This window comes from Siccibacter colletis, assembly GCF_025914095.1.
GTDB classification, from domain to species: domain Bacteria; phylum Pseudomonadota; class Gammaproteobacteria; order Enterobacterales; family Enterobacteriaceae; genus Siccibacter; species Siccibacter colletis.
In genome coordinates this window covers 597,593-621,632 of record NZ_CP074352.1, presented here as the reverse complement: position 1 = coordinate 621,632, position 24,040 = coordinate 597,593, and the positions used below count along the sequence as shown (strand labels likewise).

Below are 24,040 nucleotides of genomic sequence, written 5' to 3'. Positions count from 1 at the left end.
AAACTCCGTTCGATGATTCGCTTCTGCGAAGCTCACCCCTTCGGGGCCAGCGCGACAGGCGCGCTGTTCAAACGCCTGCGGCGTTAGTCCGAGTCCGGGCACCACTATTTAGAAAAACCAGCCTACGGGCTGGTTTTTTGCTTTCTGGCGTGCGGACTCTCCATCAAACTCCGTTCGATGATTCGCTTCCTCGCAGCCGTAGGGTGGGTAAGCGCAGCGCACCCACCTTCACAAACGCAGCACTAGAGCGTGCGCAAACTTACCCGCCCTGGGACAACGTCCAGCATTCGCCCCTTACCTGGCACAATAAAACGCCAGTCATCCCTTACGCATCATAAATCCCCATAGAATCCTTCCAAAACAGCTTTATAACCCAACTCCCTCTCAATACATGATATATCTCATGCTTACATGATAATGATATTGCAAACGATATTCATTATCACTATGATCCGCATTCTTTGCGATGCGCTTCGCAACCATCTGTAAAACAAAACAATAAAAACCACCGTTCGGTTTGTGTTCGTGTTTACGCCGCGGCGTCCGGCCATGCGGCCCAAACCGGGAAGCCCCGATCGGTAGAGAAGGACTATTACGTTGATAACGCAGGATCTGGCACAGACTACGCATTTCACCCCGGCACCCGCTGCACGCAACGGGCGTGCCGGGCTGTGGCTGTGCCTGTCAGTGGGCGTTCACGCACTGCTGATGTTCGCCCTGTATCAGGCGGTCTCTCCTTCTCCGCTCAACCTTCCCCATGCCGGGCACAGCGGCGGCGAGATGTCGGTAATGCTGCTGGCAGCGTCACCCGCAGCCGCAGAGCCGCAGGAAATAGCACCCGCGACGACGCATACGGCATCACCAAAAAGCGTCGAGGCCGAGCGTGCTGATATCCTGGTTGAGAAAAAAGCCATCGCGCGGAAAAACCCCGAGCCACCGAAGAAAGCCGTTAACAAACCCGTCACCACGCCGAAAAAGCCCGCGCCACCGCGGGAAACAGCGCGCAGCGCTCCGCAGGCACCGTCGTCGCCAAAGCCTGCGGAAACCCGGCTGACCCCGGCACCGCAGCCTGCCGTCGCATCGGTTGCTGCGTCATCCGCCAGTCGTCCGGGTGAAAGCGAAAGCGGCAACGCCGCGCAGGGTGCAGGAAACGCCACCAGCAGCGTGGTGCGCATCCTTCATCGCCGGGTGAATTACCCGAATCGGGCACGCGCCATGGGCCTGGAAGGCCAGGTAAAAGTGAAATTCGATATCACGGCGGCGGGCACCATCACCAATATTCGTATTCTGGCGGAAACCCCGCGCGACGTTTTCAGCAGCGATTTACGGCGAGATATTTCCCGCTGGCGCTACGTCACCACCGGGCCAGTTAACGATCGGGTCGTCACCGTTATTTTTAAAATAGACGGCCAGATCCAGCTTATTAGTTAATTATCTTACTCTGGGGAAACAGCATGAATAAGATCGCGCATCTTATTTTACCTTTAAGCCTTATATCCACCGGCGCGCTGGCGGAAAATAATAATGAAACTGCACCGGTAACGGAAGAACAGGCCAGCGATACCATCGTGGTACGCTCGGCCCCTACCAGCCAGTCGATGGGTACGCAGATTATTGATGCCGACAAGATTGCTAACCGCCCGACCGGGAATGGCACGGTTACCGAACTGCTGAAATATAACCCTAACGTGCGCTTTGCGAATGACAGCAATTCCAGCCTGAACCCAGGGGAAATCGCACCGGAAAATGTCTCGTTTCACGGTGAGAAATTTTATAACAACAACTTTATGATTGATGGGTTATCAAACAATAACACCATCAACCCCGGTGCGAATGGCGGCGATCTGACTGCCAGCCCGGACGGTTACAGCCCGACCGATCTTCCAGCAGGCGGCGCGCAGTCGTTCTGGATCAACGCTGAGCTTATCGATACGGTTGACGTTTACGACAGCAATGTCTCGGCAAAATACGGTGATTTCACCGGCGGCGTGGTGGATGCGCGCTTAAAAGATCCGTCTCTCGACCGGGCCTCCGGGAAAGTATCATGGCGCACCACCCGCAATGCGTGGACCAGCTATCATATCGACTCCAATAAAAAAGAGGATTTCGAAGCAGCGACGGCTTTTTATAATCAGCCGAAATTCACCAAAAACTTTTATTCAGCGACCTTTAACCAGCCGCTGAATGACAGCGCCGGATTTATTTTCTCGTATAACCGCCAGCAGTCCACCATTCCGCAATATCACACCAATATGGAAAAATGGACCGATCAGGAACGCCTCTCGGAAACGTATTTATTAAAAGGCACCTGGTTTGCTGATAACGGCGATATTTTGCGTCTGACCGGCATGTATTCCCCGCACGAATCTACGTATTACAAAATCGACACTAAAAACGGCGGTTTTACCAATCACGGCGGCGGCTGGCGCACCAACCTGGAATGGGAACACTATGCCACCTGGGGGAAACTGACCAGCCTGGCGGGATACCAGCACGAGCAGAATAAGATTGAACAGGAATCGAATATCTACCAGAACTGGTGGCGTTATCGTGATGCGAACGATTTCGTTTCCGATGTTATTGACTGGGGCTCCAGCGTTCCGAGTAAAACAGGCTCCCAGACTGCCTATCTTGGCGGCTACGGGGATTATGGCACCGAGAAAACAACCACTACGCTCAAGCAGGATGCCGAGCTAAATGCCTTCTCCGCCCTGGGCGTGACGCATCAGATTGATGCCGGCTGGCAGGTGGATATGTTTGATGCCCGCTACCGCCGCTTTGATGATGTGCTGTTAAGCCGAGGCACTGCCACACTCAGCCCGGGGGTAGTCTGTCAGCCCGGCGATGCCTGGTGTATCGACGGCGAACAGTACATCAAAAGCCGTACGCTTTACCCCGAGCGCAGCGTCAAAGGCAGCTATACCAACTACGCCATCTATCTGCAGGACAGCATGAATTTCAAACGGGTCGAGCTGACGCCCGGCGTGCGCCTGCAGTATGACGATTACCTGAAAAACACGACTCTCGCACCGCGCCTTGCCGGCTCGCTGGACGTGTTTGGCGACAAGCGCACCCGCCTGTTCGGTGGCGCAAACCGCTACTACGGGCAAAATATGCTGGCCTATAAGCTGCGCAGCGGCATCGGCAGCTACTATATTCAGACCCGAAAAAATGCGCAAAGCCCGTGGGAAACCGGGGAACTGCGCAGTCTCGGCACGCAATATGACGTCTCCGACCTGAAAACGCCGTACAGCGATGAGATCTCCCTCGGCCTGTCGCAGCGCGTGCTGGACACCGTCTGGACCATGAAATGGGTCAACCGTAAGGGTCGCGATCAGTTTGGCCGCGAGACGGTCACCGACGCCAACGGCGATCGTTTCTACGTGCTGACCAACAACGCCAAAACCGAAGGCAACACCTGGTCGCTGAGCGCTGAGCCTGTCAGCCCCTATCACTTCAGCATGGCTGACATCAGCTGGTCGCTGGGCGCCAGCATCTCGGATAACAAATCGAGTTCGCAGACGTATTACGACACCAGTGACCGCGACGATCAGATGGTCATTTTCGACAATAAGCTGATGCAGCGCGCCGATATGGATGCGCTCGACTTCAACACCCCGTGGAACGCCTTCGTCAATGTGAACACCTGGATCCCGGCGCTGAACCTCAACTGGAACCAGAGCCTGACCTACACCTCCGGCTACGAAGGCTATACCACCGAGACCGTCACCTGCCCGGACGGTGGCCCGGGCTGCGGCAGCTACACCGGCGATGCGACGCGCTACAGCAAAACCAAATACAAGGATTACTTCACCTGGGACTGGCGCTTCGCCTGGCGCCAACCGACCTTCGAAAATCAGTCTCTGGAGCTGACCGTCGACGTGCTCAACGTGCTCGACAACGTGATCGAAGCCACCCAGAGCAGCAGCGCCACCTCCTCGACCCTGACCTATAAAACCGGCCGTCAGTTCTGGCTCGGCGTAGCGTACAGCTGGTAAAGCACGACGGCGCCGGTGCCGCACGCGCCGGCGCGCTTAACAAGGAAAATAATGATGTGGTTAACCCCTTTTCGCGGCGTCTGCGCCGCGCTTCTGGCTACAAGCCTGAGCCTGTCTGCGCACGCCGCTGACGCCAGCAGCCCGCTTCCCGAGATCCACGAAGGCGAGCTGACCAATGGCCTGCGCTACACCCTGGTGCCGATCAAGGCAGATAAAGGCCGGGTGGATATTCGCCTTAGCGTCAATGCCGGTTCGCTGGACGAGACGCCAGACCAGTCCGGCGTGGCGCATATGGTCGAACATATGGTGTTTCGCGCCAGCCGCAGCTGGCCGGACGGCGTAGCGGACGCGCTGGCACGTCAGGGCTGGCAGCGCGGGCTGCACTACAACGCCATGACCAACTATCAGCGCACGCTCTACATGTTCAGCCCGCCCAACGGCGTTAAGGGGCTGCCGCTGGCGTTAGAGGCGCTCAATCAGATGACTCGCCATGCGCAGCTTACCCAGCGCGATCTGGATGACGAACGCAAAGTGATCCTTGAAGAGTGGCGCGGCAAGCTGGGCGTGGCGGAGCGCATGAACCAGCAGCGCGTGGCGGCGATCCGCGACGGATCGCGTTACCCGGATCGCCCGGTGATCGGCACCGAAGCCTCAATCCGTACCACGCCGGCCAGCACCCTGCAGGCGTTTTACCAGCAGTGTTATCGTCCGGCGGCCATGCGCCTGATGATCATCGGCGATATCGATATCAAGAGCGCCGAAGCGCAGATCGCCCGCCAGTTCGCCAGCGAGCCGGCGCTTGCCGCCGCCGTTCGCGCAGACGACAACCCGATCCTGAAACCGCAGCGCCGCATTGTGCGCCTGCAGGACAGCGAAAGCGGCAGCAGCCAGGTTTCCCTGGTGATGCGCTTTCGTGAAGCCTGGGGTGCAGGCCCGGCGGGCTTCCGGGATCGCCTGATCAACCAGATCGTCACCAGCGTGCTCTCCGACCAACTGCTGCGCCAGCGCGACGGCCTGCCTGCTCAGGTAGGTAATATCGTGGCACGTCGCTCCGACATCGCCTCGGAAACCGTGGCCTTTGCGCTGTTTGCCGATGTGAATCCCGGTAGCCATCTCGACGGTCTGAAAGTGGTGTTTCAGGAGCGCGACCGCCTTAAACGCTACGGGCTGCGCCACGAGGATATCGACGCCGAGCGTCAGCGCCTGCTGAAGGTCGCCCAGCGTATGAAGACGAAGCCGGAAATGCGCACCTTCAGCGACTGGGTGCAAATCCTTAACGCCAGCTGGTCAAACGGCAATGCCTACTATGACACTCAGGCTCGCGGGGCCGCGGCCGCCGACCTGCTGGCGACCATCACCCCGGAGGAAGTGAACGCCCGGCTCAGCGCCTGGCTTAACGCGCCGGATACGCTGGTGCAGTTCAGCTTCCCCGGCAAAACCCACTGGACGCTGCCCGCGGCGAAAACGGTAGACGCGCTGGAAGCCGCCGTCGCGACGGCACCGCTGGCGAAACCGCTGGCTCCGCAGCCGGTCAGCGTTCCCACTCTGCCGACCCTCGACGCCACCGGCTCGCGCACGGGGGTGAAAGATTTCCCGCAGGCCGAGGTTATGGAGTGGCAGCTCAGCAACGGCGACCGCGTGGTCTGGCTGAAAACGCCGCTGGCAGAGAAAAAGGTGTGGTTTACCGCCCGCAGTGAAGCGGGATATATGGGCGACGGCATGGTGCCGTGGCAGGCGCAGCTGGCCTCACAGCTGGTGGATCAGAGCGGCCCGGCGGGCTGGCACAGCGAAGCCCTGCAACAGTGGAAGAAGCAGAACGGCGTCTCCCTGAGCGTGGACCAGCAGGCGCAGACGCTTACCGTTAGCGGACAAGTCAGCCTGGATAAGCTGGATGCACTGTTCCATCTTTACCAGGCGCTGCAAACCCGTCCCGGCATTGATGGCGAAACCATGAAATCGAGTCTGATGCAGCTGGCGCGCCGCCTCGCCGTTCAGCAGGGCTCCAGCTCCGCGCGTCGGGAAGATGAAATCACCCGCCTGCGCTTTGGAAAACCAGCCTTTGCACAGCCGACGCCCGCGCAGCTGAATACGCTGGCGCCGGAAACGCTGCTCAACCAGTGGCGCACGGCGACCCGTGCACCGGTGACCTATTTTGTGCTGGCAGACATGCCTGCTGATACCCTGGAAGCGGCAGTCACCCGCTGGCTGTCCGCGATCCCGCGCGGCGACGCGCTGCACGCGGCACCGTACCTTGCCCGCCCCGGCCTGCATGAACAAACGTCTGCGGTGAATATCGAGCCTAAAGCCGATGTGCGGCTCTGGAGCTTTACCGACGCAGGCTGGACGCCGGCCCGCGCCGTTCAGGTGAGCATTGCCCGTAACCTGATGAATCAGCATCTGAAAGGCGTGCTGCGCGACGATGCACGCGGGATCTACAACATGCGCTTTACCAGCGAGCTGAATGACAACACCGGGCGCATCGAAACCGAGGTGCGCTTTACGACCTCACCTGCCCGCGCCCGCGAAATGGCGCGCCGTGCCACCCAGGCCTTCCAGGGGCTGAAAATCGACAAGCGGACGGTGGATGCTCAGCGCGCGCAGTTCATCAAAGCCGAGAAGAATCGGGCGCAGGACATCTATACCCTGCAGCGCCGTCTGCTGCTGAGCTACGCCCACTTCGATAATCCGTCTTATCTGACCCAGCTTGATACCCTTGCCGACGCCATCACCGTTGCCACGATACGTGACGCGGCAGCGCATCTGCTCTCTGCGCAAAACCAGGCTCTGTATATCGCCCTGCCGCAAGAGGCCGTGAAATGAAGAAGAAACTGACGTTACTGTGGGAGCTCAGCGTCTCGTTCTGGGGCGGACGAAAAAGCTGGCGGGCGTGGGCGCTGCTGGCGCTCATCGTCGCGCTCGGCGGCTCCATCGTCTGGCTGAACGTGCTGATCAACAACTGGAGCAAGTCCTTCTATGACGCGCTCGGCAATTTCGACGGCACGCTGATCTACAGCCTGGTGAAGGAGTACTGCGTCTATATTCTGATTTACATCGGGGTATTTGTTTATCAGGACTGGTTCACCAAACTGCTGATCATCCGCTGGCGCGAGTCCCTGACCGCCGAGCTGGTGGAGAGCTGGCTGGCGAAACAGGCGTTTTACCGCATGGCGCTGAGCGGCAAGGTCGATAACCCCGACCAGCGTATCGCCGAAGATATTAACTACTTCGTGGATAAAACCGTCAGCCTCAGCGTGTCGTTCCTGATTACCAGCGCCCAGCTGTTCTCGTTTGTGGTGATCCTCTGGAATCTGTCCGGGGTGCAGCGCTTCAGCCTGTTCGGCCACGAAATGGTGATTCATGGTTATCTGGTATGGGTTGCTGTGGGCTATACGCTGATTGGCAGCCTCGTGACCCATCTGATCGGCAAACGCCTGCACGGGCTCAATTTCCAGAAGCAGCGTGCGGAGGCGGATTTCCGCGCCTCGCTGCTGCGCAAGCATGACAACGCCGAACAGATCGCGCTTTATCAGGGGGAACCCTGGGAGAAGCGACAACTGCGCCATGCCTTCAGCGCCATCACCCAAAACTGGCGGGCGCTGATGGATCGCGAGCGTAATCTCGGCTTCTTCACCACCGGCTACAGCCGCGTCAGCCTGATTGTACCGGTGTTTGCCGCGCTGCCGTTGTTTATGGCGAAGACCGTCACCCTCGGCGGGCTGATGCAGATCCGCTCCGCCTTCGGGCAGGTGCACGGCGCGCTGAGCTGGTTTATTCGCGTTTATAAGGCGCTGGTGGAGCTGTCCGCCAGTATGCAGCGTCTGGAGCAGTTTAAGCAGGCCATCGCCGAAAGCCAGTCGCCGCATCAGCCCGCGCCGATTGGCGAGTCGTTGCACGTGGCAGGCCTGTCGCTGACCACGCCGGACGGCGCGGGCCTGATGGAGGGTATTGCGTTTCACTGCCCGCCTGGCAGCTGGAACAAGCTCTCCGGGCGCAGCGGCCTCGGAAAATCGACGCTGCTGCGCACCCTGAACGGGGTCTGGCCGTGGTTCGCCGGCAGCTGGGAGCAGCCGCGCGGCAACGCCATGCTGCTGCCGCAGAAGAGCTATCTCGGCTACGGTACGCTGGCGGAGATCCTCAGCTATCCGCGCCAGCGGGAGCCTGATACGCAGCGCCTGGCCGACATCCTCGACAAAACCGGGCTGGGAGCATGGACCGCGCTGCTGGACACGCAGCTTAACTGGGAACAGGTGTTTTCCGGCGGGCAGAAACAGCGCCTGGCCTTCGCCCGCGCCATCCTGATGGCCCCGGACGTGCTCTATCTGGATGAAGCCACCAGCAGCCTGGACGCCGACGCCACCCAGCAGATGTTGCAGTTGCTCAGGCACGAATTGCCGCATACCACGGTGGTGGCGGTGTCGCACCAGCGTGAGATTGACCACCATTTCAGTCAGCATATTGACCTCAATGCCTTCGGGCATAGCCCGGCAGTACAGGCATAAAAAAAGCAGCCCGCGGGCTGCTTTTTCATTAGTGGTGTCACAAGGGGGGACCCGCCTTACCGTGCACCCACCGTTTTTTTGTGGTGGGTGCGCGTTGCTTACCCACCCTACGGGATGGCGGTAGTTCCAGGGTGGGTAAACGGAGTGCACCCACCTTTCCACCCCGCTATTGATCAGAACGAGGTCCAGTCGTTGTCGGCTGCGCCTTTTGCCGGTGCGGCGGTCACGGTCGCGAGACGCGGTTTCACCATCGCGCTCTGCGGCACGACGCTTGCGCGTGACTCGCGTCCTTCGGAAGACAGGCGGAACTTCTGCACCGAGCTTTGCAACGCTTCGGTCTGGCGCTCCAGCGCGGTCGCGGCGGCGGATACCTGTTCCACCAGCGAGGCGTTCTGCTGGGTCACGCCATCCATCTGGGTTACGGCAATACCCACCTGCGAGATGCCTTTGCTCTGCTCTTCAGAGGCTTCGGCAATCTGCTTCATGATGACGGTCACATCGGTCACCGACTTCAGGATCGCCGCCATGGTGTTACCCGCCTCACTGACCAGGTCTGAACCTTTCTCCACCCGTGACACCGAGTCAGCAATCAGGGATTCGATCTCTTTCGCTGCATCGGCGCTGCGGCTTGCCAGATTACGGACTTCACCGGCCACGACCGCAAAACCGCGACCCTGCTCGCCCGCGCGCGCCGCTTCGACCGCGGCGTTAAGCGCCAGGATGTTGGTCTGGAAGGCGATGCTGTTGATAACGGTAGTGATCTCAGCAATTTTCTTCGAGCTCAGGGAGATGCCGTCCATAGTTTTCACCACGTCATCAACCAGATTTCCGCCGCGGCCCGCCGTCACCGACGCGGTATCGGCCAGCTTGCTCGCCTCACGGGCGTTGTCGGCGTTGAGCTTCACCGTGGCAGTCAGCTCTTCCATGCTGGCAGCGGTCTGCTCCAGGGCGGCCGCCTGCTCTTCGGTACGTGATGAAAGCGAGTTATTGCCCGCTGAAATCTCCGTCGCACCGCGCCAGATATTGTCGCTGCCCTCACGAATGGTGCTTACCGCTTCGCGCAGGCTGTCCTGCATCGCACTCAGCAGCGGCACCAGTTTACCCACGCAGTTGCGGCCAAAATCCTGCACCGGCTGGCTGAGATCGCCATCGGCGATCAGGCGGAAGTGGTGACGGATACGGTCCAGCGGACGCACCAGCATCGAGACCAGATAGCGGTCGGTAAACAGCAGGATCAGCAGGCCGGCGATCACGGCAACGACAATGATCGCTTTGGTGACTGACGTCAGCCCGTCCACGGTCACGCGGGTTTCATCCAGCTTATCACCGGCGGTGGCGTTGAATTTCTCTGCGCTGGCACCGAAAGCACGGCTCAGCGGCGGCGTCACGTTGTTAGCCTGGGCGCGATAGGCCTCGACGGTACCGGTTTTCGCTGCCTGCATCTGTGGCTTCACGCCCTCGTCCAGCAGCTTCTGCCAGTTCGCGATTACGTCCTGGGATACCGCGGCGTCCATCGGCCCTGGCGACATCGCTTTAAACGCGGTCAGCTGTTTGTCCATGTTATCCAGCGCCTGCTGGACCGAGGCAAAAGCCGTGTCATCCGGTGTACCACCAGCGATGCGGGTTTCCATCACGCGCGTCAGGCGGGTCACAAAACGGAAGTACTGATCGTTTCCTTTGCTCAGGACGTTCATCTGGGAAACAAGCTGACGGTCAACGGTGTTGCCGTCCGCCACCGCGTTGAGGGAATACACGCTGTAAAGCCCAACACCCGACCAGAGCAAACAAAACAGGCCGAGAATGGAGAGCATTACAGTACGAATAGTAAAATTACGAAGCATACCCATATCAAAAATCCTTGCCGTGAAGAATAGGTTCGTCCTCATGCAGGACTTATCCCGGTTATCGGCAAAGGCGGGGAAATATATAATGTTTTATTAACCTCTTTATCATAAAGCTATAAACAAGGCTTATATTACAATAACTTGAAACGTTAGGGTTAAATGTCCGTTGAAGACTTAAATAGCTCACTAAGTAAAATATAAAAGCGCATAAAAATAAGGGATGTTGAGGTTAACAATTAACGTTTCCGCAGTCTGAATAAATAATTAACTCCTGCTCGCGTCATGTGCTGCGCATAACAGCGCCACCGACATTTACCGGACGTTATGCCTGCATATTAACCAAAGTGGACAGGCCGCACGTTTACTGCCCGGGCGGGTTTTCAGCGCTCTGGGATGACGTTAAGATAGAAACAGTGTTTCAAAAAACCTTGAAGACAGAGGAGTGAAGATGACCTGGCTTGCTGATTCAACGCGTTATGAACAGATGCAGTATCGCTACTGCGGCAAAAGCGGGCTGCGCCTGCCTGCCCTCTCGCTGGGGCTGTGGCACAGCTTCGGCCACGTCAGCCCGCTGGAGAACCAGCGCGCCCTGCTGCGCAAAGCGTTCGACCTCGGCATTACCCACTTCGATCTGGCCAATAACTACGGCCCACCGCCGGGCAGCGCTGAAGAGAATTTCGGTCGCCTGCTGCGTCAGGATTTTGCCCCGTACCGCGATGAGCTGATCATCTCCACCAAAGCCGGATACGACATGTGGCCCGGCCCTTACGGCACAGGCGGGTCGCGCAAGTACCTGCTTGCCAGCCTCGACCAGAGTCTGCAGCGCCTCGGCGTGGAGTATGTTGATATCTTCTATTCGCACCGCGTGGATGAGAGCACGCCGATGGAAGAGACCGCTGCCGCGCTGGCGCAGGCGGTACAGAGCGGGAAAGCGCTCTATGTGGGGATCTCCTCTTACTCCTCTGAGCGCACCCAGGCGATGGCCGACCTGCTGCGCGAGTGGAAAATCCCGCTGCTGATCCACCAGCCGTCCTACAACCTACTTAACCGCTGGGTGGATAAGAGCGGGCTGCTTGATACCCTGCAACAGAACGGCATCGGCTGCATCGCCTTCACCCCGCTGGCGCAGGGGCTGCTTACCGGCAAATACCTGAACGGTATTCCGGAAGGGTCGCGCATGCAGCGCGAAGGCAAGAAGGTGCGCGGTCTGACGGAAAACATGCTTACCGAGGCCAATCTGGCGAGCCTGCGACTGCTTAATGAGATGGCGGAAGCGCGCGGGCAAAGCATGGCGCAGATGGCGCTGAGTTGGCTGCTGAAAGACCAGCGCGTCACCTCGGTGCTGATTGGCGCCAGCCGGCCCGAGCAGCTGGAGGAGAACGTCCGGGCGCTGGATAATCTGCACTTTAGCGAGGATGAGCTGGCGCGCATCGATCGCCACGTCGCCGATGGCGCGCTGAACCTCTGGCAGGCGTCGTCCGACAAGTAAAAAAAAGCCCTCAAACGAGGGCTTTTTTATTAGCGCTTGGTGAGCCGGTCGAGGTAGCCCATCACAAAAGCCGAGAGCACAAAGGTGAGGTGGATAATGACATACCACATCAGCTTGTTATCCGGGATGTTACGGGCGTCCATAAACACCCGCAGCAGGTGAATGGAGGAGATAGCCACAATGGAGGCCGCTACTTTATTTTTCAGCGACGTTGCATCCATCTTGCCGAGCCAGTTCAGCTTCTCTTTGCCCTCATCAATATTGAGCTGCGAGACAAAGTTCTCATAGCCGGAAAACATCACCATCACCAGCAGGCCGCCCACCAGGGTCATATCCACCAGGGAGAGCAGCGTCAGGATCAGATCCGCTTCCGCGATGGAAAAAATATGCGGCAGCGTGTGCAGGATTTCCTGAAAGAACTTAATCGCCAGGGCGACCAGCGCCAGAGACAAACCAAAGTAGACCGGAGCGAGAAGCCAGCGTGACGCATACATGGCGTTTTCAATAAAGCGTTCCATAGTGTCCTGTTAAATAACCGAACCGGCATTCAGTATAGCCTGAATGCCAGGCCCGGTTGCAACAGCACGCAGGGGGAAGATCAGATATCGGCGAGGGCTACCTGTGGGCGCTTGCAGGCGGGCCAGACCACCGCCACCAGTTGCGGGTAAGCATCGAGGCTGAACTCGCGGAAGCACTGGCGCAGGTTCATCAGCTCGATGTCAGAGAAGGTCACCGCTTCACCGTTCATACAGCGTTTTTTAATATTGTCGTAGTACTTATAGACCGCTGAATTAAGATCGCTGCAGCGGCGCTGGGCATCAAATACCCCAGGGGCAGCAGTGAGCTGTTCAAGGCTCATTTTTTTAACGGTAGAGTGAATAAAATCAATATATTCATGATTTACCCGCCAGTACCATTCCGGGGTAATGGCGTTCATCAGCATCGCAAAATGCTCTTCGCTCTCTTCTTTGTTAACCGGCGGGGCCACCACGGTTTCGGGTTCCGGTAGCGGGGAGCGACGACCGCCATACGCTTTCATCAAAAAAAGTACGCCGCCTAATAGCAGTAATAAAACCACTACCGCATAAAATATAGTATCCATAAGAAAGCTCCGTTTTTTTTGATTTTAAAAGTGGTGCATGATATTGTCAACGCGATCTGGTTAAACCACTTTCCGTTGTTATTAATAAAATTAAAGGTCAAAAAAAATATGCTGCCTGACCATCTTGTTCCGGCGCGCTTTCATATCTCTGAACCCGAAGCCCAGCGTAAAACAACAGAAGAAAATAACAGTGATTTGACTGAAGAACAAACCACGCTCGCCGATTATGAAAGCGAGATCATGTGTGGTAAATCCTGGGCCGGGCAAACGCGTAATGTCATTCTTGAAGAGCGCGATCGCCATATTAAAGAGCGGATTAATAGCGTCGTTAAAATCGAAACTTTCGCTAACGTGTTGAATGGACTGCTGCTGGAGCAGGAAATTAAGCCGGAAGAGCTGGCGGCGTTACTGGCCGAAAAAACAGCGCAGATAAACGATGCCGGGAATGAAATTTGGCTTAATCTGATTACCCGCGAAAAAAATACGCCATTCTTTTACCAGCTTGAGGAATAAGCACGGTGACAACCTCAGCATTGCCTGCAAAAGATTTCGTGTTAGCCGAAAAAGATAAAGAGAAATTTATCTTAAGTCAGAATATCGCAGCGTTAACCGCGGCGCGAAATGCGACGCTGGAACAATATGGCCAGGCAGCGACTTCTATTCCTGCCGCGCTGGTAGATCTGAAATGGCAGAACCGGCGTGAGATTTACCCGCTGCTGATTAAAGAAGAAGTATACGGCGCGGTCTTAAATGAAATTATGCTGCGACACCCGCAGCTTAAGGCCAAAATAATGGCGCGAATCGAAGCCAATTATCAGCACATCAAAGCGCGGGAAAACGCCACGCTCTCTCTGATGCGCCAGCTTGCCGACGGCGAGTTCAAAACCTCCTGCGTTCTGGCACCGCCCGCCGCCCCACAACCGTAACCGCTACCCGGCGACAGCACTCAGCGCCGGCGCGGCTTCATCGGTAATAACCTCTGTCACCTGCTCCAGCGTACCGATCTGCACCTCACCGGTGCGCTCGCGTTTACTTTTGTCGATAAGCAGCAGCGACTGGGCGGCCCGACGCAACAGCAGCGTTTTGAACTCGGCATTCCAGGCGTGGGCATCCCAGATACCGCCCTCGCTGTCGATGCCCTGGCAGGAAAAAATAAAAAGATCGATATCGATATGCCGCAGCAGCGAAACCAGCGCCGGGTTCTCGTAGCTGGCGAAAGTGCGATCCAGCACGCCGCCGCTGCTGATAAGCGTGATGCGCTCGCGCTTCGCCACCTCCTGACAGACCCGCACGCTATTGGTGAAGACCGTTAGCGGCATATCCGGGAGCTGGCGCGCCAGGTACCAGCAGGTGGTGCTGGCGTCCAGCGCAATCACCATGCCTTCTGAAATCCAGCCCAGCGCCAGACGGGCGATATCCAGTTTATGGGTGTGATGGCTTTTCAGGCGCGCGGAAAAGGGTTCATCAAGGGTGGCGCTGTCGTGACGCAGAATGCGCGCCCGCCCGTGGCTACGCAGGATCACGCCCTGCTTCTGCAACAGCCGCAGATCGCGCCGCACCGTCTCCAGGCTCACTGCCAGCAGCCGGGCAAGCGCGTCGGTGGTGAGCGTGTCGTGCTCGCTTAACAGCTGTTCAATTCTCTGATGCCTGACTGATTTCATTCTTCCCCCTGCACGCTGCCTTTAGCGTAGGGGGGAAAAACAGGATTTAACAGCCCCGGGCGCGGCGGCGTCCGGCGGCTGTGATCGCGATCTCATGCGAAGCGGAACAGCGTGATAGCCTGCTGGAGCGCGCGGGTTTGCTGCTGCTGATGCTGCGCCATGTTCAGCGTCTGCGCCACGTGGTGCGCATTCTGCTGAACGCTCTCGTCAATGCTGGTGATGCTGTTGCGCATGTCGCCGATGCTGCTGCGCTGCTGCTCGCTCATCTGCGACAGATCCTCGATAAACCGCCGCAGGCTATCGATGCTGGCGATCATCTCGCGCATGGTGGCGCCCGCCTGCTCTACCCGCGCCGAGCCGTCATCGGCACGCGCCACCGAAACGGCAATCAGCTCGCGAATATCTTTCGCGGCAAACTCGCAACGCTGCGCGAGGGTACGCACTTCAGACGCCACCACGGCAAACCCTTTGCCCTGCTCGCCGGCGCGCGCCGCTTCTACCGAGGCATTGAGCGACAAAATATTGGTCTGAAACGCGATGCCGTCGATCAGCGCCAGAATGCCATTTACCCGCTGGGCGTCATCGCGGATCTGCGCCATACACGCGGTCGCGGCATCAATATGCGCCCCGCCTTGCTGGGCCACGCTGCTGGCCTGGATCGCCTGCTGGCGTGCGGTGTGCGCCTGTTCACTGTTGAGCGTAGCGCCAGCGGCAATCTGCTCAATGGCGCAGGTGACGACGGCCAGCGCCTGAGCCTGTTCGTCGGTGCGGGCGGACAGCCCAGCATTGCGCTCCAGCAAAGTATCGGAAGCGGCCAGCAACGCATTCACCCCGGCGCTGACCCGGGTTAAGGTGTCGCGCATGGTATCCAGCGTGGTGCTGAAGGTGCGGGCGAACGGCGAGTAGCGTGCGGCATCGTTGACCGCCAGGGTGAGGCACCCCGGCTCACGGTTGATGACCGATGCCAGCCGCGCCACTTCGCTGGCGGAGCGAGCATCCTGCGCCATCCGCACCGCCATCACCATCAGTACCGCAGTCTGCGCCACCACAAACAGCGCGTGGAACACCACCATATGAAAGCCCGGATGCGTAAAGCACACGATGCCGAACAGGTCGTTCTCCTGAAGATAGTTAAACAGCGCATGATGCACCGCCGCCGCCGTGGCGCCCATCAGCAGCGGTCGCCAGTCGCGCCAGGCCAGCAGCGCCGACAACAGCACGAATACCGAGAAGTGATACTCGGTTTCGCCATGCCCCAGCTGAATTAATAGCGCGGCAAAGCCCATCAACGTAAAGGCAAACCACAGCCGGGTGATCAGCCGTCCGGCAAACAGAGTCTTTATCACCGTCGCCAGCCCGGTGAGCGCGCCGCCTGCGACCAGCGCCAGCGACAGATTATGATGGTGCCAGCCAACCCCCAGCGCGATCAGCCACAGCAACCACGTCAGGGACAGCATCAGCCCGTCGGCTTTCAGGCGAATCTGCGAGAGGGTAATTAAGCCAGCGTTATTGTCTGTGTGAGAAAAGGTCATTGTGCTCATTGTTATTATCCAGATGATGGGCAAACGACAGCCCCGGCACGGGCCGGAGAATATTATTAAGGTGGTTCAGATTTAAGCGTAGATGCTCCGCAGACCGCCGCCAGCGTACAAAAAAGATATATCCTTTGCCTGCCGCTTTATTATTTAAGCATTGGTTTTCATTACGTTAATTATTAATTACCGCTGTGCTTGTTACTGCTAAAAATAAGCGAAGCGCACAGTGAGAATATGCTGATTACTATTTCGGATACAGAATAAGGCGCTACCCTTAAGGTAACTTTCTCACTAAGTGGAGCGACCTTATGACAAATAATCAGACGGAGATTCAGGACCCCACCACGCAGTATTACACCGGCGAATATCCTAAACAGAAACAGCCTGCGCCGGGTGTGCAGGCGAAGATGGACCCGGTGCCGGACTGCGGCGAGAAGAGCTATGTCGGTAGCGGACGACTGGCCGGGCGCAAAGCGCTGGTCACGGGCGGCGACTCCGGTATCGGACGTGCGGCGGCCATCGCCTATGCGCGTGAAGGTGCGGACGTGGTCCTGAACTATCTGCCTGATGAGCAGCAGGATGCCGATGAAGTGAAGGCACTGATTGAAGAGGCCGGGCGCAAAGCGGTGCTAATCCCGGGCGATCTCAGTGATGAAACCTTTGCCCGTTCGCTGGTGCATAAATCCATCGAAGCGCTGGGCGGGCTGGATATTCTGGCGCTGGTAGCCGGGAAGCAGGTCGCAGTTGAAGATGTGGCGAACATTACCAGCGAGCAGTTCCAGAAAACCTACGCGATAAACGTCTTCTCGCTGTTCTGGGTTACGCAGGAGGCGCTGCCGCACCTGAAACCGGGGGCCAGTATCATCACCACCTCGTCGATTCAGGCTTATCAGCCAAGCCCGCACCTGCTGGATTACGCATCCACCAAAGCCGCGATCCTGAACTACAGCCGCGGTCTGGCGAAGCAGGTAGCAGAGAAAGGCATTCGCGTGAACGTGGTAGCTCCGGGGCCGATCTGGACCGTACTGCAGGTAGCAGGCGGCCAGCCGCAGGAGAAACTGCCGCAGTTTGGTCAGCAGACGCCGATGAAGCGCGCAGGTCAGCCGGCGGAGCTGGCGGGCATCTACGTCTATCTCGCCAGCCAGGAATCGAGCTACGTTACCGCCGAGGTGCACGGCGTGACGGGCGGCGAGCATCTGGGCTAATCAGGCTTCAGCCATAAAAAAACGCGGCTCACGGGCCGCGTTTTTTATGCTGCACGCAGATTACTGCGCTTTTGCTGTTTCCTGCCCGACCAGGCCAATCTTGAGATAGCCCGCCTGATGCAGCGTATCCATCACGCTCATCATCGTTTCGTAATCCACGGTTTTATCAGCGCGGAAGAAGATCGTGGTGTCCTTCTTGCCTGCAGTCAACGTGTTCAGCGCCGACACCATGTTTTCGCGGGTCACCGCATCGTTACCGATAAACATGGTTTTATCCGCTTTCACCGACAGGTAGACCGGCTTCTCAGGGCGCGGCTGCGGCTGGCTGGTAGAGGCCGGCAGATTCACCTTCACATCCACCGTCGCCAGCGGGGCGGCCACCATAAAGATAATCAGCAGTACCAGCATCACGTCGATAAACGGCGTGACGTTGATTTCGTGCATTTCGCCGTTGTCGTCGAGATCTTCGTTAAGACGCATCGCCATAGGGCATCAACCTAAACGTAATTTTTGCGCGTTACGCACCGGATGTGACGCGGAGCTCGCAGCCAGATCAAGGTCGCGGCTTTGCAGCAGCAATACCTGCGCAGCAACGTCACCCAACGAGGCCTTATGGCCGCCGATCATACGGGCAAAGATGTTGTAGATAACCACCGCCGGGATCGCGGCGACCAGACCGATAGCCGTGGCCAGCAGCGCTTCGGCGATACCAGGTGCTACAACCGCCAGGTTGGTGGTCTGGGTCTGGGCGATACCGATGAAGCTGTTCATGATGCCCCACACGGTGCCGAACAGACCGACGAACGGCGAGATAGCGCCGATGGTGGCGAGGTAGCCGTTGCCCCGGCCCATATGACGACCCGCCGCCGCAACGCGACGCTCAAGGCGGAAGCCGGTGCGCTCTTTAATGCCTTCGTTGTCATCGCTGCCTTCGGACAGCTCACGCTCGTTTTGCGCTTCGTTAATCAGCTGGGCGCTGAGGCTCTTCGCGTGGAAGGACGCCGCCATTTCGCTGGCTTCGTCCAGCGAGCGGGCAGAGGCCAGCTGCTGCTGTTCGCGCTTGAGGCGGCGCTTCTGAGACAGTAATTCCGCACTTTTGCTGAAGAAGATCGCCCAGGTGACAACCGACGCCAGAATCAGGCCAATCATCACCATCTTCACAACGATGTCGGCATGATGATACATACCCCAGACGGAGAGATCCGTCTGCATCAAATTATTACCCACTCTGTATCTCCAGAACGAAATTAGACAAATTCTGCGCGTAATAATATCAAAACGACGTCGAATTGATAGTAGTTCTCATTAGTATTTACAGTGAACCCGCTTCTGACGCCGCTTTCTATGCGGTCGAACAGGAAAGTGCAGCGAACGTATTTTTTTTCGCCAACCTGAAAAAACACCATGACGCGCAGCCGGGGAACGGTGTTAAGGTAGGTTTAGACATCCAGATGGTTAAACAGGTTCACGATTATGTCCGCAAAGCACATTGAAACCGCGCTGGTCACGGCGGGACGCAGCAAGCGATTCACCCAGGGATCGGTCAACAGCGTTATTCAGCGCGCCTCATCGCTGGTATTCGACAGCGTGGCAGCCAAAAAACAGGCCACTGCCGGACGGGCGCAGGGCGAGCTGTTTTATGGCCGCCGCGGCACGCTGACCCACTTTTCGTTACAGGAGGCGATGTGCGAGCTGGAGGGCGGTGCCGGCTGCGCGCTGTTTCCGTGCGGGGCGGCGGCGGTTGCCAATACCATTCTGGCTTTTGTCGAACAGGGCGATCGCGTGCTGATGCCGGTTACCGCCTATGAGCCGACCCAGGATTTCTGCAGCAAAGTGCTGACCCGGATGGGGGTTGCCACCGACTGGTTCGATCCGTCGATCGGTGCCGACATCGCAGCGCTGATCCAGCCGACGACCCGGGTGGTTTTTCTTGAGTCCCCCGGCTCCATCACCATGGAAGTGCCCGACGTGCCGGCCATCGTCGCGGCGGTACGCGCCCGCGCGCCGGATGCGGTGATCGTTATGGACAACACCTGGGCGGCGGGCATTCTATTTAAGGCGCTCGATGCGGGCGTTGATATCTCGGTGCAGGCCGGAACCAAATATCTGGTGGGCCATTCGGACGCGATGATTGGCACCGCGGTGGCCAATGCGCGCTGCTGGGAGCAGCTGCGGGAGAATGCCTATCTGATGGGTCAGATGGTGGATGCGGATACCGCCTACGTCACCAGCCGCGGGCTGCGCACCCTGGGCGTGCGTCTGCGTCAGCATCAGGAGAGCAGTTTACGCATTGCCGAATGGCTTGCTGCGCACCCGCTGGTGGCGCGCGTCAATCACCCGGCGCTGCCGGGCAGTAAGGGCCATGCCTTCTGGCAGCGCGACTTCACCGGCAGCAGCGGGCTGTTCTCGTTTATCCTCACGAAACGCCTGACCGACGACGAGTACGCGCGCTTCCTCGACAACTTCACCCACTTCTCAATGGCGTACTCCTGGGGCGGATTCGAATCGCTGATCCTCGCCAGCCAGCCGGAAGAGATCGCCGCGATCCGTCCGGGCGTCGGGGTTGATTTCACCGGTACCCTGGTGCGGGTACACATTGGTTTAGAAAACGTTGAAGATTTACTCGCGGATTTAGCAGCAGGGTTTGAGCGAATTGTGTAAAGTTGCCCCTGAACCCACAAACCGGCCATATTCCTAAAAAAGTGCCGGTTTGTGATGCCTCTGCGCAAGATGTGCCGGGGCGTTCAGGGTATAATAGCTTTCTTACGCTGTTCCACAGGATCCCTCATGGCTGTCATCGAGAATATTATCGCTGCGCTCTGGCATCACGATTTTGCCGCGCTGGCGGACCCGCATATTGTTGGCATTGTCTATTGCGTTATGTTTGCCACACTGTTCCTGGAAAACGGCCTACTTCCGGCGTCCTTTTTGCCCGGTGACAGTCTGCTGCTGCTGGCGGGCGCGCTTATCGCTCGCGGCGTGATGGATTTCGTGCCGGCGCTGGTGATCCTCACCTCGGCGGCCAGCCTGGGCTGCTGGTTCAGTTATCTGCAGGGCCGCTGGCTCGGCAACACCCGGGTGGTGAAAAGCTGGCTGGCGCAACTGCCGGCGAAATATCATCATCGCGCCACCTGCATGTTTGACCGTCACGGTTTACTGGCTTTGCTGGCGGGCCGCTTCCTCGCCTTCGTGCGCACCCTGCTGCCAACCCTGGCTGGCATCTCCGGGCTTTCCAACCGTCGCTTCCAGATCTTTAACTGGCTGAGCGGCCTGCTGTGGGTCGGGGGCGTTACCGGGCTGGGTTATGCCCTGAGCATGATTCCCTTTGTGAAACGCCACGAAGATCAGGTGATGACCTTCCTGATGATCCTGCCGGTGTTTCTGCTGCTGGCCGGGCTGTGCGGCACCCTGTTCGTGGTGATTAAACGACGCTTCGCAGCGAAATAGCGCGCCGTTTCAGGGGCGCGCTGCCAGTTGCGCCCCGCTCTCCCCCTGCGGCAGCATCCGCATCCGTGCCACATCCTCTCCCGGCGTCACGCCAAAATAACGCTTAAATTCCCGGCTGAACTGCGAGGCGCTTTCATAACCGACTCTTATGGCTGCGGTACTCACCTTGACGCCATCATGCAGCATCATGATGCGCGCCTTATGCAGGCGATAGGTCTTCAGATACTGCAGCGGCGAGGTGCTGGTAATGGATTTGAAGTTGTGGTGAAACGCCGAGACGCTCATGTTGGCTTCCGCCGCCAGCTGGTCCACGCTGAGGTTTTCGGTGTACTGGGCTTCGATGCGTTTCAGCACCCGGCTTATCAGGCTGAAGTGGGTCTGCCGGCTCACCAGCGCCAGCAGCGCGCCACCGCACGGGCCGGTGAGCACCTGATAAAGGATCTCGCGCACGATCTGGCGGCCAAGGATCCGGCAGTCGAGCGGGCGTTCCATCACGTCCAGCAGCCGCTCAGCGGCGCAGAGGATCTCATCGGTGAGCGTGGCGGAATTGATACCGCTGCTCAGCGGGGCGGGTTGGAACCGCGTGTCCTCGCCGATGTCCATCAGCAGCGCCTGCAGCTGATGCATATCGATATTGATGCGCAGCCCGGCCAGCGGGGTTTCCGGCGTGGCGGCGGTTTCGCACTCAAACGGCAGCGGCACCGTCAGCAGCAGGTATTCACTGGCGTCATAGCGAAACACGCGGTTATTGAGGTAGCCGGTTTTCTGGCCGGAAAAGAGAAAAATGATACCCGGCTGATACATCACCGGCGTGCGCGGGTAAGGCTGGGTGCCGTAGAGCAGGTCCACGTCCGGCAACCCTTCTGCAGGAATTTTATTATTAACTTTCAGAAAGTTAATTTTTTCAGTCAGCTGTTTGCAAATCGCCGTCCGGTTCATGGCTTCGTGCTCCGCAACGTTATGTTCATTGCCGCAGTGTGCTGAAAAACACCCTGTTTCTCCAGCCCTCTGGAGAAATGGGCAAGATAACGGCAGGAATATGCATTGAGCGCCTCTCGCCCCGCGCTCACAATAAATCCCATCAGGCGGCCCGTTGGCTGCCACCCGTTCCACTCATTTTGGGAAGCGAGCCATGAATAATTTCAATCTTCACACCCCCACCCGCATTCTGTTCGGACAAGGCGCCATCAGCGATCTGCGTGCGCAGATCCCCGCCGATGCCCGGGTGCTGATCACCTGGGGCGGCGGCAGCGTAAAATCCACCGGCGTGCTGGACCAGGTGTTCTCTGCGCTGGATGGCCTTGAGGTGCTGGAGTTCGGCGGCATTGAGCCAAACCCGTCGTATGAAACCCTGATGAAGGCGGTTGATATTGCCCGTCGCGAGCAGGTGACCTTCCTGCTGGCCGTGGGCGGCGGTTCGGTGCTGGACGGCACTAAATTTATCGCCGCAGCGGCGCACTATCCGCAGGATATTGACCCGTGGAACATTCTTGAAACCTCCGGCAGCGAAATTAACAGCGCTATTCCGATGGGTTCGGTGCTGACGCTTCCGGCGACCGGCTCTGAATCCAACAAGGGTGCGGTGATTTCGCGCCGCGCCACCGGCGACAAACAGGCGTTCCACTCCCCGTTTGTGCAACCGCTGTTTGCCGTGCTGGACCCGGTTTATACCTACACCCTGCCGCCGCGCCAGGTCGCCAACGGCGTGGTCGATGCCTTTGTGCATACCGTCGAGCAGTACGTGACCTACCCGGTGAACGGCAAAATTCAGGACCGTTTTGCCGAGGGCATTCTGCTGACGCTGATTGAAGACGGCCCGAAAGCGCTGCGCGATCCGGAAAACTACGACGTGCGCGCCAACGTGATGTGGGCTGCGACCCAGGCGCTGAACGGCCTGATTGGTGCCGGCGTGCCTCAGGACTGGGCCACTCACATGCTCGGCCATGAGCTGACCGCAATGCACGGCCTGGATCACGCCCAGACGCTGGCGATTGTGCTGCCGGCGCTGTGGAATGAGAAGCGCGATACCAAGCGTGAGAAGCTGTTGCAGTACGGCGAGCGCGTCTGGGGCATCACCAGCGGCTCTGAAGAGGAGCGCATCGATGCGGCTATCGCCGCGACGCGTAACTTCTTTGAGCAGATGGGCGCCCCGACCAGCCTCTCTGCTTACAATCTGGACGGCAGCTCCATCCCGGCGCTGATTGCCAAACTGGAAGAGCACGGCATGACGGCGCTGGGTGAGCACAAGGACATCACGCTCGATGTCAGCCGCCGTATTTACGAAGCCGCGATATAAGCGTTTTTTATCGCCGCGCTTTCGTTTTTGGGCTTTTCGTCCAGACTTAAGTCACGCAACTTTCGCCGGGAATACACGCCCGGCGTGTTATCCGATAAGGAGGTACAGATGGCAAATCCAACCGTAATCAAGCTCAATGATGGCAACGTCATGCCGCAGCTCGGCCTCGGTGTCTGGAAAGCCGGTAATGACGAAGTGGTCGCTGCGATCCATAAAGCGCTCGAAACCGGCTACCGCTCCATTGATACCGCGGCGGCGTATAAGAATGAAGAAGGCGTGGGCAAAGCGCTGCAAAGCGCCGGCGTGGCCCGCGACGAGCTGTTTATCACCACCAAACTGTGGAACGACGACCAGACGCGTCCGCAGCAGGCGTTACAGGAGAGCCTCGACAAGCTGCAGCTTGAGTATGTCGATCTCTATCTGATGCACTGGCCGGTGCCAACAATTGATAACTATGTCGATGCCTGGAAAGGGATGATTGAGTTGCAGCAGCAGGGGCTGGTGAAGAGTATCGGCGTCTGTAACTTCCAGGTGCATCACCTGCAGCGCATCATTGATGAAACGGGCGTAGCGCCAGTGATCAACCAGATCGAGCTGCACCCGCTGCTTCAGCAGCGCCAGCTGCATGCCTGGAACGCCACCCACAAGATCCAGACCGAGTCCTGGAGCCCGCTGGCGCAGGGCGGCGAAGGGGTATTCGATCAGAAAGCGATCCGCGCGCTGGCCGATAAGTATGGTAAAACCCCGGCGCAGATCGTGATCCGCTGGCACCTCGACAGCGGCCTGGTGGTGATCCCGAAATCGGTGACCCCGGCGCGCATCGTGGAAAACTTCGACGTCTGGGATTTCCGCCTCGATAAAGATGAGCTGAGCGAGATTGCGAAGCTCGATCAGGGGAAACGTCTGGGTCCGGACCCGGATGTGTTTGGCGGCTAACGCTACCTGATCCCTCTCCCCACCGGGA

20 protein-coding genes are annotated in these 24,040 nt (G+C 58.4%); 12 read left to right on the top strand and 8 right to left on the bottom strand.

The annotated features are described in order from the left end of the window. Positions 1–597: 597 nt before the first annotated feature. Genes KFZ77_RS03125 through KFZ77_RS03110 form a run of 4 tightly spaced genes read left to right on the top strand, consistent with a single transcriptional unit; the run spans position 598 to position 8,497 of the window. Positions 598–1,431 carry a TonB family protein gene (locus KFZ77_RS03125; protein WP_051640434.1) on the top strand — a complete coding sequence of 278 codons (834 nt, stop codon included), beginning with the start codon at positions 598–600 and terminating at the stop codon, positions 1,429–1,431. 23 nt (positions 1,432–1,454) lie between these two features. Next, on the top strand, positions 1,455–3,998 hold the full coding sequence (locus KFZ77_RS03120; RefSeq protein WP_031518693.1) for a TonB-dependent receptor plug domain-containing protein: 2,544 nt from the start codon (positions 1,455–1,457) through the stop codon (positions 3,996–3,998). 51 nt (positions 3,999–4,049) lie between these two features. Next, positions 4,050–6,818, top strand: a complete 2,769-nt coding sequence (locus KFZ77_RS03115; RefSeq protein ID WP_264385417.1) for a M16 family metallopeptidase — start codon at positions 4,050–4,052, stop codon at positions 6,816–6,818. Beyond that, positions 6,815–8,497 carry an ABC transporter ATP-binding protein/permease gene (locus KFZ77_RS03110; protein ID WP_264385416.1) on the top strand — a complete coding sequence of 561 codons (1,683 nt, stop codon included), beginning with the start codon at positions 6,815–6,817 and terminating at the stop codon, positions 8,495–8,497. Before KFZ77_RS03115 ends, KFZ77_RS03110 begins: the two co-directional genes overlap by 4 nt. A gap of 173 nt (positions 8,498–8,670) precedes the next feature. Here the strand turns inward: KFZ77_RS03110 and KFZ77_RS03105 are convergent, their stop codons facing one another. Beyond that, entirely contained in the window at positions 8,671–10,344 is a 1,674-nt protein-coding gene (locus KFZ77_RS03105) for a methyl-accepting chemotaxis protein (RefSeq protein ID WP_264385415.1), read from the bottom strand. Positions 10,345–10,789: 445 nt separating this feature from the next. On the opposite strand from KFZ77_RS03105, the gene KFZ77_RS03100 reads away from it, so the two are divergent. Further along, positions 10,790–11,830: an aldo/keto reductase gene (locus KFZ77_RS03100; RefSeq protein ID WP_264385414.1), complete on the top strand. Its 1,041-nt coding sequence runs from the start codon at positions 10,790–10,792 to the stop codon at positions 11,828–11,830. Between the two features lie 29 nt (positions 11,831–11,859). Here KFZ77_RS03100 and KFZ77_RS03095 read toward each other — a convergent pair whose 3' ends face one another. Both KFZ77_RS03095 and KFZ77_RS03090 read right to left on the bottom strand, forming a co-directional pair. After that, a complete protein-coding gene (locus KFZ77_RS03095) occupies positions 11,860–12,348 on the bottom strand; it encodes a TIGR00645 family protein (protein ID WP_024550249.1) in 489 nt (162 codons plus the stop codon). Positions 12,349–12,428: 80 nt separating this feature from the next. Further along, entirely contained in the window at positions 12,429–12,932 is a 504-nt protein-coding gene (locus KFZ77_RS03090; RefSeq protein WP_264385413.1) for an ESA_00282 family adhesion-associated protein, read from the bottom strand. Positions 12,933–13,040: 108 nt separating this feature from the next. Here KFZ77_RS03090 and KFZ77_RS03085 point away from each other — a divergent pair, with 108 nt between their 5' ends. Both KFZ77_RS03085 and KFZ77_RS03080 read left to right on the top strand, forming a co-directional pair. Beyond that, the gene (locus tag KFZ77_RS03085) at positions 13,041–13,445 is read left to right on the top strand and encodes a hypothetical protein (RefSeq protein WP_264386140.1); all 405 of its coding nucleotides are present in this window, start codon (positions 13,041–13,043) and stop codon (positions 13,443–13,445) included. A 5-nt stretch (positions 13,446–13,450) separates the two neighbouring features. Then, positions 13,451–13,858 carry a cytoplasmic protein gene (locus KFZ77_RS03080; RefSeq protein ID WP_264385412.1) on the top strand — a complete coding sequence of 136 codons (408 nt, stop codon included), beginning with the start codon at positions 13,451–13,453 and terminating at the stop codon, positions 13,856–13,858. A 3-nt stretch (positions 13,859–13,861) separates the two neighbouring features. On the opposite strand, the gene fucR is transcribed toward KFZ77_RS03080, so the two are convergent. Together fucR and KFZ77_RS03070 are read right to left on the bottom strand one after the other, a co-directional pair. Next, positions 13,862–14,593, bottom strand: coding sequence for an L-fucose operon activator (fucR, locus tag KFZ77_RS03075; RefSeq protein WP_264385411.1), 732 nt, complete (start codon positions 14,591–14,593; stop codon positions 13,862–13,864). Between the two features lie 92 nt (positions 14,594–14,685). Continuing rightward, complete coding sequence (locus KFZ77_RS03070) at positions 14,686–16,134, bottom strand: methyl-accepting chemotaxis protein (protein WP_264385410.1); 1,449 nt, start codon at positions 16,132–16,134, stop codon at positions 14,686–14,688. Positions 16,135–16,436: 302 nt separating this feature from the next. Between KFZ77_RS03070 and KFZ77_RS03065 the strand changes: the two genes are divergently transcribed. Beyond that, on the top strand, positions 16,437–17,333 hold the full coding sequence (locus tag KFZ77_RS03065) for an SDR family oxidoreductase (protein ID WP_264385409.1): 897 nt from the start codon (positions 16,437–16,439) through the stop codon (positions 17,331–17,333). Between the two features lie 60 nt (positions 17,334–17,393). Here the strand turns inward: KFZ77_RS03065 and exbD are convergent, their stop codons facing one another. Beyond that, positions 17,394–17,819 carry a TonB system transport protein ExbD gene (exbD, locus tag KFZ77_RS03060; RefSeq protein WP_031518710.1) on the bottom strand — a complete coding sequence of 142 codons (426 nt, stop codon included), beginning with the start codon at positions 17,817–17,819 and terminating at the stop codon, positions 17,394–17,396. A gap of 6 nt (positions 17,820–17,825) precedes the next feature. Continuing rightward, positions 17,826–18,560 (bottom strand): tol-pal system-associated acyl-CoA thioesterase, encoded by a 735-nt coding sequence (exbB, locus tag KFZ77_RS03055; RefSeq protein WP_264385408.1) that lies wholly within the window; start codon positions 18,558–18,560, stop codon positions 17,826–17,828. Positions 18,561–18,806: 246 nt separating this feature from the next. Between exbB and metC the strand changes: the two genes are divergently transcribed. Both metC and KFZ77_RS03045 read left to right on the top strand, forming a co-directional pair. Next, positions 18,807–19,994 (top strand): cystathionine beta-lyase, encoded by a 1,188-nt coding sequence (metC, locus tag KFZ77_RS03050; RefSeq protein ID WP_264385407.1) that lies wholly within the window; start codon positions 18,807–18,809, stop codon positions 19,992–19,994. Between the two features lie 126 nt (positions 19,995–20,120). Beyond that, positions 20,121–20,780 carry a DedA family protein gene (locus tag KFZ77_RS03045; RefSeq protein WP_264385406.1) on the top strand — a complete coding sequence of 220 codons (660 nt, stop codon included), beginning with the start codon at positions 20,121–20,123 and terminating at the stop codon, positions 20,778–20,780. 9 nt (positions 20,781–20,789) lie between these two features. On the opposite strand, the gene KFZ77_RS03040 is transcribed toward KFZ77_RS03045, so the two are convergent. Further along, on the bottom strand, positions 20,790–21,719 hold the full coding sequence (locus KFZ77_RS03040) for an AraC family transcriptional regulator (protein WP_264385405.1): 930 nt from the start codon (positions 21,717–21,719) through the stop codon (positions 20,790–20,792). A gap of 193 nt (positions 21,720–21,912) precedes the next feature. Here KFZ77_RS03040 and yqhD point away from each other — a divergent pair, with 193 nt between their 5' ends. Continuing rightward, positions 21,913–23,076, top strand: a complete 1,164-nt coding sequence (gene yqhD / locus KFZ77_RS03035; protein WP_264385404.1) for an alcohol dehydrogenase — start codon at positions 21,913–21,915, stop codon at positions 23,074–23,076. Positions 23,077–23,184: 108 nt separating this feature from the next. After that, positions 23,185–24,012 (top strand): 2,5-didehydrogluconate reductase DkgA, encoded by an 828-nt coding sequence (gene dkgA, locus KFZ77_RS03030; RefSeq protein WP_264385403.1) that lies wholly within the window; start codon positions 23,185–23,187, stop codon positions 24,010–24,012. The last annotated feature ends 28 nt before the right edge of the window (positions 24,013–24,040 follow it).